The 12,674-nt window shown below is 66.7% G+C and carries 12 protein-coding genes; 7 read left to right on the top strand and 5 right to left on the bottom strand.

The genetic code is table 11. The features are described from left to right. Positions 1 to 18: 18 nt before the first annotated feature. Positions 19 to 1,044 carry an aminoglycoside phosphotransferase family protein gene (locus FNH13_RS03045; protein WP_143782094.1) on the bottom strand — a complete coding sequence of 342 codons (1,026 nt, stop codon included), beginning with the start codon at positions 1,042 to 1,044 and terminating at the stop codon, positions 19 to 21. Positions 1,045 to 1,230: 186 nt separating this feature from the next. Between FNH13_RS03045 and FNH13_RS03040 the strand changes: the two genes are divergently transcribed. The 3 genes from FNH13_RS03040 to FNH13_RS03030 all read left to right on the top strand — a co-directional run bounded on the left by FNH13_RS03040 (position 1,231) and on the right by FNH13_RS03030 (position 3,754). After that, positions 1,231 to 1,491 carry an acyl carrier protein gene (locus FNH13_RS03040; RefSeq protein WP_143782093.1) on the top strand — a complete coding sequence of 87 codons (261 nt, stop codon included), beginning with the start codon at positions 1,231 to 1,233 and terminating at the stop codon, positions 1,489 to 1,491. Positions 1,492 to 1,649: 158 nt separating this feature from the next. Further along, positions 1,650 to 2,810, top strand: a complete 1,161-nt coding sequence (locus FNH13_RS03035) for a glycosyltransferase family 4 protein (RefSeq protein ID WP_229576564.1) — start codon at positions 1,650 to 1,652, stop codon at positions 2,808 to 2,810. Positions 2,811 to 3,106: 296 nt separating this feature from the next. Further along, positions 3,107 to 3,754, top strand: a complete 648-nt coding sequence (locus FNH13_RS03030) for a right-handed parallel beta-helix repeat-containing protein (protein WP_165699998.1) — start codon at positions 3,107 to 3,109, stop codon at positions 3,752 to 3,754. A gap of 35 nt (positions 3,755 to 3,789) precedes the next feature. Here FNH13_RS03030 and FNH13_RS03025 read toward each other — a convergent pair whose 3' ends face one another. Next, positions 3,790 to 4,863 carry a PQQ-dependent sugar dehydrogenase gene (locus FNH13_RS03025; RefSeq protein ID WP_228266558.1) on the bottom strand — a complete coding sequence of 358 codons (1,074 nt, stop codon included), beginning with the start codon at positions 4,861 to 4,863 and terminating at the stop codon, positions 3,790 to 3,792. Positions 4,864 to 5,169: 306 nt separating this feature from the next. On the opposite strand from FNH13_RS03025, the gene FNH13_RS03020 reads away from it, so the two are divergent. Genes FNH13_RS03020 through acpS form a run of 3 tightly spaced genes read left to right on the top strand, consistent with a single transcriptional unit; the run spans position 5,170 to position 7,927 of the window. Then, positions 5,170 to 6,669, top strand: coding sequence for a class I adenylate-forming enzyme family protein (locus FNH13_RS03020; RefSeq protein ID WP_143782090.1), 1,500 nt, complete (start codon positions 5,170 to 5,172; stop codon positions 6,667 to 6,669). A gap of 19 nt (positions 6,670 to 6,688) precedes the next feature. Next, a complete protein-coding gene (locus tag FNH13_RS03015) occupies positions 6,689 to 7,522 on the top strand; it encodes a hypothetical protein (protein WP_143782089.1) in 834 nt (277 codons plus the stop codon). A gap of 3 nt (positions 7,523 to 7,525) precedes the next feature. Beyond that, entirely contained in the window at positions 7,526 to 7,927 is a 402-nt protein-coding gene (gene acpS / locus FNH13_RS03010) for a holo-ACP synthase (protein WP_143782088.1), read from the top strand. Here acpS and FNH13_RS03005 read toward each other — a convergent pair. Both FNH13_RS03005 and FNH13_RS19790 read right to left on the bottom strand, forming a co-directional pair. Further along, positions 7,915 to 9,735 carry an ABC transporter ATP-binding protein gene (locus tag FNH13_RS03005; protein ID WP_143782087.1) on the bottom strand — a complete coding sequence of 607 codons (1,821 nt, stop codon included), beginning with the start codon at positions 9,733 to 9,735 and terminating at the stop codon, positions 7,915 to 7,917. The genes acpS and FNH13_RS03005 overlap by 13 nt on opposite strands. A 25-nt stretch (positions 9,736 to 9,760) precedes the next feature. Further along, the gene (locus FNH13_RS19790) at positions 9,761 to 10,405 is read right to left on the bottom strand and encodes a DapH/DapD/GlmU-related protein (protein ID WP_143782086.1); all 645 of its coding nucleotides are present in this window, start codon (positions 10,403 to 10,405) and stop codon (positions 9,761 to 9,763) included. Between the two features lie 406 nt (positions 10,406 to 10,811). Here FNH13_RS19790 and FNH13_RS02995 point away from each other — a divergent pair, with 406 nt between their 5' ends. Further along, positions 10,812 to 11,597, top strand: coding sequence for a hypothetical protein (locus FNH13_RS02995; RefSeq protein WP_143782085.1), 786 nt, complete (start codon positions 10,812 to 10,814; stop codon positions 11,595 to 11,597). Between the two features lie 10 nt (positions 11,598 to 11,607). On the opposite strand, the gene FNH13_RS02990 is transcribed toward FNH13_RS02995, so the two are convergent. Beyond that, positions 11,608 to 12,672, bottom strand: a complete 1,065-nt coding sequence (locus FNH13_RS02990) for a glycosyltransferase family 4 protein (protein ID WP_228266557.1) — start codon at positions 12,670 to 12,672, stop codon at positions 11,608 to 11,610. Positions 12,673 to 12,674 lie beyond the last annotated feature (2 nt).

Genomic DNA, 12,674 nt, shown 5'->3' with positions numbered 1-12,674 from the left:
GGTCGGTCGAGACTCACATCACCGGGAGTGCAGTTGCTGCAGCGACGAGTGGAGGTCTCGGCACCAGGACTCCAGCAGGGCGGTCTCCTGCCGGTGTCCCTTCAGGTGCGTGGTGATGGAGTTCAAGATGGACTGCACGCATTTCATGGACATCGCCAACTCCAGGGCGGCCCAATCGACTGACCTGCGCGTTTCCTCCTCATAAGCCGCGACGAACTCCGCGACGCGTCCGCGTTCTGCTCCCGCGAGAACCACGGCCGCAGCACCGACCTCGACCACCCGTGGGGCGCGGGTGACATTGTCAAAATCAAGGAGTGCTCGAAGCTGTAGACGCTCATCGAGAATAAGATTCTCCCAATTGATGTCGTTATGGATGACGACATTGTCCGACCTATCAATCGGGTTGCCCAGAGAGCGATCACGCAGCCGAGCCGCAAAGGTCGCCACACCGCCGAACTGCCGGATGATCCACTGGTCAAAGTCGGTCTTCTCCCGCTTGAGGCGCAGCATGTGCCAGCTCGACAGCAGTGGTGGCTGACGGCGCGGCCTGCGGATGCGCCGCACCGCATGGTGTGGACCGCGCAACAACATCTCGCCCGTCGTTGCCGGAGCGTCAAGCCCGGCCAGGTCCGCACTGTTCGCGATCTGGTGGAGGGAGCCAAGGTCGCGGCCGGCTTCCCGCAGGAATGCAGGGTTTTCCGCGAGGACGGCATCTCTGTCTGCGATGGCGCGCTGCTGCCCGTCGACCCACTCGTGAAGGGTGTAGTGCCGACCTTCGTGCGCCACGAGAGCCCGCCCCGTGGCAGTCAACCGGACAGGCGCAACCGGAAACCCCGACTTCTCAAGCTCCACCTCGACAGCGCGCGCGAGGCCGATCCGCGAGGCCTGGCCATCCGTCAGGGACTTCAGGACCCAGCCACGCCCGTCGACACGAAGGCGGACGCTCGCGTGGTTTGTCCCACGCACCAGTGGCTCCATGGATTCGATCGATGACTCGATCCGGAAATCGTGAAGAATTCGTTTGGCAGTTGATTCATCAATCATGGGTCCTCAACGGTCAGATGAGTCTGCAATTCTATCAGTGAGACTGCATAGATATGTCATCCCCCAGATGGTGGTGCTCCGTTTTCGCGGGCGCTAGTGTGGTGTAGCGCACATCAATGGTTGCTGAGGTCGCCCACCGTGAAGGGCCGAGACCTCCCCCGAGAAAGGTGTGCGGACGAGGGAGACATGAATAGCATGCATGCGGAGATCAGGTCGTTCGTCGTGACGAACTTCCTGTTTGGCGACACGTCCCGCGCCCCAGGGGACGCCGACTCACTCCTGGCCACCGGCGTGGTGGACTCCACGGGAGTCCTGGAACTCGTGGAGTTCCTGGAGGGTGACCTGGGTGTGCCAGTGGCAGACCATGAAACGGTCCCTGCCAACTTGGACAGCATCGACAACATAGCGAGGTTCGTGGACAAGAAGCGTGCGGGAGTTTCGGCGTGAAGTGGCTCCCAGCTCTTACCGTGACGGGGGTGCAGCACAATGTCCCTCCCCTCGCAGGGGTGGGGCACCATCGCCCCCTGAGGAAAAGACCGCGGAAGCGCCCAGCAGGCCACGTTGCCATCATCATCCAGAACCTGCCGCTCCGTCTGGACCGCCGAGTGCGCAACGAGTGCCGTGCGCTGGTCGAGGCTGGTTATGCGGTGAGCGTGATCTGCCCCAAGGAGACCCCAGACGAGGTGGACCGCCACACGATCGACGGCGCAGTCGTCTACTCCTACAACGCTCCTGAGGGAGCTCACGGCCTGGCGTCCTACGCCCGGGAGTTCGTGATCTGTTGGCTACAGACTGCGCGACTGAGCTTGCGAGTCAACCAGGAGCAGCCCTTTGACGTGCTGCAGGCCTGCAACCCGCCGGACACCTACTGGTTGCTCGGTGCCCTCTGGAAACTACGAGGACGGAGCTACGTCTTCGACCAGCACGACCTGTGTCCAGAGGTCTTTGAAGCACGCTTCGGCACCAAGGGACTGCTCCATCGGGGCCTGCTGTTGCTGGAGGCTGCGACCTACCGGGTCGCCGATCGGGTGATCGCCCCAAACCCCGAGTATCGACAGATGGCCATCGAACGGGGTCGCGTGCCGATCGAGCGCACAGCCGTCGTCATGAGCACCCCCGACCCGGACCTGATGAAGAGGGAGCAATCTCATCCGGAGCTGCGTGGCAACCGCGAGTTCCTGGTCTGTTATGTGGGGATCATGGGCCCGCAGGATGGTGTTGACTCCCTGCTGGCCGCGATCGACGCCTATGTGCACGAGGTGGGCCGACTGGACACACACTTCGCGCTGCTCGGCTTCGGTGACAGCCTGGAGGAACTTCAGGCGGACTGCACCCGTCGACGACTCGACGAGTGGGTGACCTTCACCGGCCGCGTTGACCACGAGGAGCTCGGGCGGTGGCTGTCCACCGCAGACATCGGAATCATCCCGGACCCGCCGTGTGAGTTCAATCAGCGGTCAACCATGAACAAGACTCTCGAATACATGGCGCACGAGGTCCCGATCGTGGCGACGGATCTGCGAGAGACACGGCGCTGCGCCGCCGACGCGGCCGTTTACGTGTCGGGGTTCGATCCCACCGAGACAGCGGTGGCCATCTCCGAGCTGCTCGACGACCCCCAGGAGCGCGAGCGCATGGAACACGTCGGGCGGGACCGCATCGAGCACGAGCTGGCCTGGCAGATCCAGGCAGACAACTACATCGGCGTCTTTGATGACCTGATGTCGGCAAGCCCGGAGGTCCACCCACTCCCGTCAGCGACGTGAGGCCGGCTCTTCTGCTGACGGCGGCACTTGCTGCCGTCTGCGTGCTGACGAGCGCCTGCGAGGGCTCGGGGGCTGACGTCGTTCTGGCGACCCGGAGCCCAGACTCTGGCTTGGCAACCTCGGCGCCACTCCCCGACACGGGGATTCCCTCACCGCCCGCCTCCGCGTCGTCCGCGGCGTCGGAGTCGGCTTCAACGGTGCCCGTCCCGGAGTTTCCCGATGAGGCGACGACAGGGGTCCCAGAGGGTGTGGCACTGAAACCGTCTGAGAGCTTAACGATCGCTGAGGACGGCACGGTGATCGACGGACTCCATGTCAAGGGCCAGATCACTATCGATGCGGACGACGTGACGATCCGCAACACCCTGGTCCAGACCGACACGAGCCTCTACCCCATCCGCGTCCTGGGCGGCACCAGCGGCGCACTCATCGAGGACGTCGAGGTCGACAACCTCGGCGGCACCGGCCTGGGCATCTTCTTCAGCGGCAGCGGCACCGTGCGGCGCGCCGACATCCACTCGGCTGAGGACGGCATCCGCATCCAGTCCGACGACGTCACGATCGAGGACTCCTACATCCACGACCTGCACCGTCAGTCGGGTGGCCACCACGACGCCATCCAGATCCGTAGCGGTGACAACATCACCATCCGTGGCAACAACCTGCAGGCCTATGTCGTCCCCGCCGACGACCCGATGAACGCTGCCCTGCAGATCGGCTCACTGCTCGGCGACGACACGATCTCGGACCTCGTGGTCACCGGAAACCTGATGAACGGCGGCAACTACACCATCAACGGTGGTGGTCGGGGTGAGGTCGACAGCGCCCACTACGCCAACAACCGTTTCGGTCGTAACTACCGGTTCAGCGTGACCGGCAACCTCCACAACAGCGTCTGGGAGGACACCAACGTCTGGCACGACACCGGAGAACCGGTCGACTAGGCCAGGTGCCCTGAATGGGGTATCTCACCCGCGGCTCACGGAGCAACCACCCGGACGATCCGGTCATCGTCAGCGCTCGGATCGCCCCGCCCGTCGGTGTTGGACGTGACGACCCACAAGGCGCCGTCTGGTGCTGTCACCACCGCTCGCAGCCGACCCAGGTCGAGGTCGTGCTCCACGGGATCGCCCACCTCGCCATCTGGACCCAGCGGGACAAACCAGAGTCGCTCCCCCCTCAGGGCAGACATCCACACGCCCTCATCAGTGACGGCAATGCCAGAGGGCGAGGCCTCGTCCGTCTCCCAGGTCACCAGGGGGTCGACATAGTCAGGGTCACCCGCCCATCCCTCGATGAGGGGCCAGCCATAGTTGCCACCCGCCTCAATGAGGTTGAGCTCGTCGAACTTGTCACTGCCGAACTCGGAGGCATACATGCGCCCATCGCTGGTCCACCCGAGCCCCTGCACATTGCGGTGCCCATAGCTCCAGACCTCGTTGTCGAAGGGGTTGCCGGGAGCCGGCTCGCCCTCCGTGGTCACGCGCAGAATCTTGCCGGCGAGGCTGTCCGTGTCCTGTGACAGATCAGTCTGTCGGGCGTCGCCGGTGGTGATGTAGAGATAGCCGTCCGGCCCAAAGGCGAGCCGACCCCCGGAGTGGGTCCGCTCTGTCGGGATCCCATCGAGGATCACCCGTGGGTTGACGAGGGTGTCGCCCTCAAGGTCGTAGCGGACCACCCGGTTGTCCGCCGACGTCGTCAGATACAGATAGATGCCGCCCTCTGGCCCCTCCGCCAGCCCGAGGAGCCCGTCCTCAGTCTCGTGATGCACGTCGGGGACGGCGCCGTCCGGACCGTCGGCCACGACCGGCGACACCTCTCCGTCAGTGGTGATGCGCAGCACCTCCCCGGTGTCTCGTAGACTCACCAGCGCGGACCCGTCGGCCAGGAAGTCCACGTCCCAGGGGGTGTGCAACCCGGTCGCGATCGTCTCGGCAACGGCGACCTCGCCCGCCTCGACACGGGGCTCCGTCGTGCCACCGGTGGGCTCGTCCGTGGCCGGAGCTGGAGCTGACGCACTGCCCGGGTCGGTGTTGGCGTCGCCGTTCTGCACGGGATCGGTGTGCGCTGGTGCAGGCCCCCCGACCGGTTCCTCCTCGGCGGGCGACCCGCTGCAACTCGCTGTGCCGATCACTGCAGCAACGACGAGGACCCAGGATGGACGCACGGGACGTAATGGTCGAGGCATCGGAGACCTCCCTCTGGTCTGCTCTCATCGCACCAGTGACCGGTGCGACTGTCAAGTGTTGTCAAGGCATCTCATCCTGCAGGACGATTCCGTCGCGCGTCGCAGAGCGCTAACCTGAAGGAGCCCTGCACTCCCGTGACCGCAGGGCCCTCGTCCACCTGAGGAGGACAGGTGCCACACCCTGCTGACAACGTCAGCGAGCAGTTGTTGGGAGCGGGCCACGCGGCAGACGTCGCCGTGATCGACCGCACCGGCCAGCACACCTATGCCGAGCTGCGGGCGGCCACGCAGGTCCTGACCCAGCACCTGGCCAACTGGAGTCTCCCGGCGGGTTCCCGCGTGGGGCTGCTGAGCCGCAACTCCCTGTTCTGGGTGGCGTCCTACCTCGCGATCCTGCGCGCCGGCCACGTCGCGGTGCCCTTCGCCACCGTGCTGACCGCTGAGGACGTGGACCACAAGGCCGCCTTCGTGGGCTGTGAGGCATTCCTGTTCGACACGGGCCTGGCCCGCACCTTCGGTCCCCTGATGGAGACCGCGACACACGTCGCCGACGAGTCAGCGATGGTTGCCCCGGTCGTGCCCAACGGCGCCGGAGAGCTCGGAGCCGTCGCCGTGGATCCCGACGACGACGCCGTGCTCATGTTCACCTCCGGCACCACCTCCGCCCCGCGCGCCGTGCGGGTCAGCCACCGCAACATCCGGGCCAACACCGACTCGATCGTCAGCTATCTCAACCTCACCCCCGACGACCGGATGCTGGTCGTCCTGCCACTCTCCTACTGCTACGGCGCTTCACTGCTGCACACGCACCTCAGCGTGGGTGCCAGCGTCGCCATCTGCGACACCTTCGCCTTCCCGGAGACCGTCATCGAGCAGATCCAGCGCGACCGGTGCACCGGGATCGCGGGCGTCCCCTCGACCTACCAGCTCCTGCTGCGCGCCAGCACGTTCGAGTCCACTCCCCTGCCCACGCTGCAGATCATGCAGCAGGCCGGTGGGCGCCTCCCCCAGCCCCAGATGGACCGGGTCGCAGCAGCCCAGCCACAGGCACAGCTCTTTGTGCAATATGGCGCGACCGAGGCGACCGCGCGCCTGTCCTATCTGCCCCCCGACCTGCTGCACGAGCGGCGCGGCTCGATCGGCAGAGGCATCCCCGGCGTGGAGCTGACCGTGGTCGACCCGGACGGTCGACCGGTGCCACCAGGGGTGGTCGGTGAGGTCTTCGCCCGCGGCGACAACATCACCCAGGGCTACTGGAACGATCCTGCGGGAAGCGCGGCCAAGTTTGTCGACGGTGGCCTGCGCACCGGGGACCTCGCCCGCGCCGACGACGACGGCTACCTGACGATCGTCGACCGACAGGCGGACTTCATCAAGTCCTGGGGCATCCGCGTCTCCAGCCATGAGATCGAGGACGCCGTCGTGGCGCTCCCGGGGGTGGCCAGCGCCGCTGCGGTGGGCCGGCCCGACGAGGACGCCGGGGAGTCGATCGTGCTCTTCTATGCCGCCGCACCCGACTCTGACGTCACGCAGGAGGAGGTGCTCACGCACTGCCGCGCCACCCTCGCCAAGCACCTGGTGCCCCACGAGGTGCGGCGGCTGCCCGACCTGCCCCTCAACCAGAACGGCAAGGTCCTCAAGTCTGAGCTCAAGGTCCTAGCCACCACCTGACCATGGAAGGAGATGTCCCGTGCGCAGAGCCGTGATCCTCATCGCCGCGGCCGTCTCGATCGCTGCCCTGACCGCCACCTTCGTGTTTGTCAGCGGCCGGTGGGCCGACGGCGAGCCCTTCGTTCCCCCGACCGCCACCCCGGACGACCTCACCTCGGTCGGGGAGGCACGTGTGTTCTTCGCCCACCAGTCCGTGGGTGTCGACATTGTCAGTGCCCTGCCCGCTGTCTATCGCGCCCAGGACCTGGAGCCGCCTCGCATCGCCGAGCTGACCGAGGCCACCCCCAGCGACAACCTGCTCGACTACCGCATCGGGACCAATGGTGACCCGATCGGCAAGATCGAGGAGTTTGACGCCCTCATCCGCGGCGGCCTCGGTGACGAGATCGATGTCGCCGTGCTCAAGCTGTGCTACATCGATGTGCGGGAGGGGACCGACATCGACGCGTTGTTCACCACCTACCGGGACACCCTGGCGGCGCTGCAGCGCGACTATCCGGACGTCACCTTTGTCGCCGCGACCGTACCGGTCAGCGTGCGCCGCGGCCCCCTCGGGACGCTGAAGGGCTGGCTAGGACAGGGTGACGACTTCGGCTCGGAGCACAACGTCACCCGAGAGCAACTCAACGCCCAGATCCGGCAGGAGTATGCCGACACGAACCTGCTCTTCGACGTGGCCGCGATCCAGTCGACCACCGAGGACGGTGACCGGGTGGCAGGCACGCACGGTGGGCAGCTCTACTACGCGCTCACGAAGGACTACGCCCGCGACGCGGCGCACCTCAACGAGACCGGCGGGGCGGTTGCCGCCGAGAGCCTCGTGGCGGTCATCGGCACCGGGCTGCGGGACTGACCCGTGCCGGTCGTCGGGGTGGGCACGGACGTGGCGGATGTCGCGCGCTTCGCCCGGTTGCTAGAGCGCGGTGGTCAACGCTTCCTGGAGCGGTGGTTTCGCCCCACCGAGGTGGAGTGGCTGAACACGAAGAAGGCGCGCGCCCGGCATACGGCAGCGCAGTTTGCGGCCAAGGAGGCGGCACTCAAGGCGGTGCGGGTCCCAGACCTCGGTCCGGTGCGCTGGCGCGAGATCGAGATCACCCACGGCCTGCACGGGAGCCCCGGTGTGGTGGTGCACGGGTCGGTCCGCGAGTTGGCCGACGCGGCGGGAGTCAGCGACTTCCACCTGGCGCTGTGGCACGACGACCGGGTCGCGACAGCAACGGTCGTGGCCGTCTCGGAGCCCGCGCGTCAACTGCCCTGACGCGCCGTGATCTCGTGCACCTCGCGGAAGAAGTCACTCTGCTTCATCAGGTCGGTGTGTGAGCCGACCGCAGAGACCCGACCGTCGACCATCACCACGATCCGGTCGCACACGGACAGCGTGGACAGTCGGTGCGCGACCAGGATGATGATGGTGTCCTGCTTGATCGCCTGCAGGGACCGCTGCACCAGCTCCTCGGAGCGGACGTCCAGTGCGCTGGTGGGCTCATCGAGCACGAGCACCTGCGGCTCCGCCACGAGTGCGCGGGCCAGGGCGATGCGTTGTCGCTGCCCTCCTGAGACGGCGTTGGCACGCTGGCCGATGAGGGTGTCATAGCCCTGCGGCCAGGCGGAGATGTCGTCGTGGATGTGTGCCCGCCTGGCGGCCGCCACCACCTGCTCGTCGGTGATCCAGTCGCGGTGGAAGCGGATGTTGTCGGTGACGGTGCCCCAGACGACCTGGGAGGCCTGCGGGACATAAGACACCCGAGCCTGCCAGTCCACCCGCCGGGTTCCCCGGACATCCTGCCCGTTGACGAGCACCGCCCCGGACTGCGGGTCACGAAGCCGCAGCAGGATCTGCACGATCGTGGACTTGCCGGCACCGGACGGGCCGACGATGCCGATCGCCTCTCCCCGCCTGACCGCAAAACTGACGTCGTGCAGGACGTCGCTCTCGGCGTTGTAGGCAAAGGAGACGTGGGACAGGGCCAGGTCGCCGACGTCACCCAGGGGCGCGTCACCATCCTGTTGCGGCTCCTGGCGATAGCGCTCCAGGGCATCGACGATCTGGTGCATGAAGGGGATCCGTTCGTCGATGCCGGTGAGGGTCGACTGGATCTGCTGGGCATAGGTCAGGGCGCGGATCAGCATCAGGATCACGGCCGCCAGGGAGGCAAGCTGCGCGGTGCCCGACAGGGAGATCGCGATGAGGGCGAGCACCAGCAGGAGCAGGGCCACGCTCTGATAGAGGCCGGGGAGCCCGGTGGCCAGGAAGCGGGTGCGGACATACGGGCGGCGCACGGACTCGGACTGCTCCCGGAAGTCGCGCCGATAGGTGTCCGTCGCGCCGAAGACCTCGGTCTCCTCGGCCACCTGGACGACCTCCTGCACCGTGTTGGTGAACGACATCGCCTCCGTGCTCAACATCTTGGCGTGCCTGCGCAGCCGGCGAGAGAGAGGCCGCAGCACAAAGAAGAGGGCGAGGGCGGCCGTCAGGAAGACGGCCGCTGCCACGAAACTCTGGGTGAAGGCAGCCGCGGTCATCGTCAGGAACATGATCATCGCCGTGATGCCGAGCCCGAGGGCGGTCACGGCCTGCGCCGTGTTGGTGACGTTCTGGGTCATCAGCGTCTGGAACGCGCCATCGCGCTCCTTGGCCTTGACCGACCACGCGCTCGCGGTGAAGGCCTCAAAGAGCTGGATGCGCAGGTCGGTGAGCACCCGCGAACTCATCAGCGCGGGGAGATAGGCCAGGGCCAGTTGCAGTCCGGCCCGGGCTGCGGCCAACCCGACCGCGACCGCAAAGGTCGTGTTCCGTGCCATGTCCACAGACACCGGCCCGAGACCGACGGTGATGACCTGGTCCCCCTCGGCAAGACTGACGGCCATCGTGGCGATGATCGCGAGCAGGGCCGCCTCCGCGAGACCGGTGACCATCGCGAGCGCCACAAGGAGGACGATCCCCGACCTGGACGAGCGAAAGAACGGGGACAGTCGCCGCCAGGCCCGGCGCATCCCGACCACGGCGCGCAGCGGTCCCGAGCGCCGTTGCGTCCTGCCGGAGTCGCTGTCACCCACCGGGGTCATCCGTTCTGGGTCGTTGGCCGATGGGTCACTCTCCGATGTCGTGAGCGTCGATGAACCGCTGTATGTCGTCGCTCATCATCAGCGGAAGCCCTTCCACGATGCGCTCCTCGCTCCAGTCCCACCACCTGATGCGCAGCAGCGCCTCGATCTGCTCAGCGGAGAACCGGAACCCGGCCACCCTGGCGGGATTTCCCATCACCAGGGCGTAGGGCGGCGCGCTCTGGCGGACCACGCTTCCGGCCCCGACGACGACACCGTCACCCAGGGTCACCCCGGAGAGGATCACCGACTGGTGCCCGATCCACACGTCGTTGCCGATGGTGACGTCGCCCCGTCCCACAGAACTGTCCGGGACGGGCTCGAACCACTCGTTGAACGGGGGATAGACACCGAACCGATAGGTCGTGGCGAAGTCAGCGCGGTGCTCGCCGCCGAGGAGCACCTGAGTGCCATAGGAGAACGAGCAGTAGCGCCCGATGGAAAGTACGCAGCCAGGCGCCCGGTTGCTCACCGTCAGGTGACCCCAGGAGTATTTGCCGATGTCGTCGTCACGCAGGTCAGGACGCTGATCGAGGCGGCCACCGGGTGGGAGCGCGTGCTCGGGGCGGGGCGTGAGGCGTCGTCTCACCCGCCCGACCTGCTTGCGCACCGATCGGTAGTAACGCTCCATGGCTCTCCCTCGTGCCTGGCATGAACTCGCAGGGCACTGGTGCCCCTTGAGGCCAGTGTCGAGCCTAGCGGAGCGGGCACAACAGCGTCGTCGCTCTGGAGGACTACGGCAACCTTCACCGACCTCGAGCCTCAGCCTGAGTATTCACCTCCCATGGGCGAGAGGTGGGGATTTCATTCTATTACTCTTTTCCAACGGTGAGATATTTGTCGTCACGAGAATTTACTGCACCCCTCCGCTGGGCCTATGGTGAGAGATACCTCGATACACAGTGATCGGGTTCTCGTGAATGGAGTTTGTTGTGGTTCGACGCTCACGTTTCGCAGCCTCGATCGCTCTTGCGGCTGTCGCGAGCCTCAGCGCGTGTGGAGGGCAGGGTGGTGCCCCTTCCACCGAGGCGTCACCGGTGACAACCGGAGAAGACTCCGCAGAGCCAGCATCTGAGCGCCCCACCCCGACGCCGGAAGCCACCGCAGAGAACGTCGAGGGGCCAGACCCGTCACAGGTGGAGGCTGAGGCAGAAGCCAGCCGTTCGGCGCAGGAGGCCGAGGCAGAAGCCAGCCGTTCGGCGCAGGAGGCCGAAGCAGAGGCCAGCCGCTCCGCCGAACAGGAAGCCTCCCAGGCACTGCTTACGTCAGTCTGGGAAGCGCAGGACCCCGAGTACCAGGCCATGCTGTGCCACTACCTCGTCAGCGACCCAGACGAGTTTGAGGAGAGTGTGACCGGGGGCCTCTCATCCGAGAGCGGCCTCACCGACACGGAAGTCACCGCCTTCTTCGAGGACACCTGCCTCGATCTGGAGGTGGAGTGGGCCAAGACGTCCACCGACGCGAGCACCTACACAGAGTTGTCCACACGAGATCTCGCTCTGGTCATGAAGGATCCCGACGCACACTCCGGGGAGCGTTACGTCGTGTACGGATACATATGGCAGTTCGATGCGGCGACGGGCACAGAAGGCTTCATGGCCCGCATAGATCCTGTCCAACACTCTCGCTCGTACGACTTCGATCACAACATCGCAGCCCACGCTGGGGAAGCGGGACTCTTCGATGACCTCGTTGAGGGAGACATCGTGCGGATGCACGTCCAGGTCCGCGGGGCTTACAGCTACGACACCCAGATTGGCGGCAACACCACGGTCCCGATGCTGCGCGTGAACATCGTGGAGGCAGTCGGCTTCGACGACTAGGTCGAGGGGGCTACGACGCCCCAGCCACCTGACGCCACACCTTCGCATGCCCCGCAGCGCTCTGCTCCCACGTGAACTCGGCCGCACGCGCTCGCCCGCGCTCGACGACCAACCTCAGCCCGGCATCGCCCGACGTCACAAACTCGATCCCCTCAGCGAGCGCCTCGGGCGTCGGATCGACCAGAGTCCCGCCGTCGGCCACGACCTCAGGAAGCGAGCTGCGGTTGCTCGCCACCAGCGGCACCCGGGCGGCCATCGCCTCGAGCGCGGGGAGCCCAAAGCCCTCATACAGCGACGGCACCACCGCAGCCCCAGCACCGGCCATCAGCGGCGCCATCAGCTCGTCCGCGAGCCGACCCAGGTGCACCACGCGGGGAGCGCCGGCAAACAGGCTCTGCCGTTCAGGGTTCGTGGGCCCCGCTAGCGCCAGCTGCCACTCCGGCCGGCGCTGGGAGACCAGACGCCAAGCCTCCGCGAGCGCGGGGAGGTTCTTGCGGCGGGCCGAGCCCCCGGCATACAGCAGGTAGGGAGTCCGCAGACCCAGCGACTCAAGGACGTCCGCAGCCAAGGGAGCCGCCTCGAAATAGTCCTGGCTCACCCCGTTGGGCACCACCACCGGGTCGGTGACGCCCAGGAAGGTCTCCGCCCGCTCCGCCGTGAACTGGGAGACACACACGACCGCGTCCGCGCGGCGCAGCTCCTCCGGAGCCGCCTGCACCGGGTCCGACTCGTCGTCAAACTCCCAGGCGACGACATCGTGCAGCGTGACCACGTCGGGTCCGGGTGGTGGCGGCAGGATCAGGTCCATCCGGTGCACCACCGAGCCCCGCGGATAGATCGCGCGCCCCAGCGCTCGGCGCGCGGCCGGGCTCGCGCCGAAGAGCCATCCCATGGGCAGTCGCCGGTTCCCCTCCAGTGGTGAGCGCAGGGACCGGGCCACGACGTCGTGCACGACCCACTGCTCGGGAGCGTCAGCCAGGGCGGCGCGTGCCCGGCTGCGGATGGCGTGCTCGTAGGCTTGGGCACCCATAGGGGTCGCAGTCGCGGTCGTGGCGATCGACAAGGCAGGTGCCACAC

The sequence above is a fragment of the Ornithinimicrobium ciconiae genome (genome assembly GCF_007197575.1).
Classification (GTDB): domain Bacteria; phylum Actinomycetota; class Actinomycetes; order Actinomycetales; family Dermatophilaceae; genus Ornithinicoccus; species Ornithinicoccus ciconiae.
The sequence above is the reverse complement of the archived record's forward strand: the minus strand, read 5'-3'. Positions and strand labels throughout refer to the sequence as shown.

Excerpts from the sequence above, each read along its gene's own strand:
- FNH13_RS03045 (WP_143782094.1), bottom strand. The coding sequence starts at position 1,044 with ATGATTGATGAATCAACTGCCAAACGAATTCTTCACGATTTCCGGATC.
- FNH13_RS03040 (WP_143782093.1), top strand. The coding sequence starts at position 1,231 with ATGAATAGCATGCATGCGGAGATCAGGTCGTTCGTCGTGACGAACTTC.
- FNH13_RS03005 (WP_143782087.1), bottom strand. The coding sequence starts at position 9,735 with ATGACCCCGGTGGGTGACAGCGACTCCGGCAGGACGCAACGGCGCTCG.
- FNH13_RS19790 (WP_143782086.1), bottom strand. The coding sequence starts at position 10,405 with ATGGAGCGTTACTACCGATCGGTGCGCAAGCAGGTCGGGCGGGTGAGA.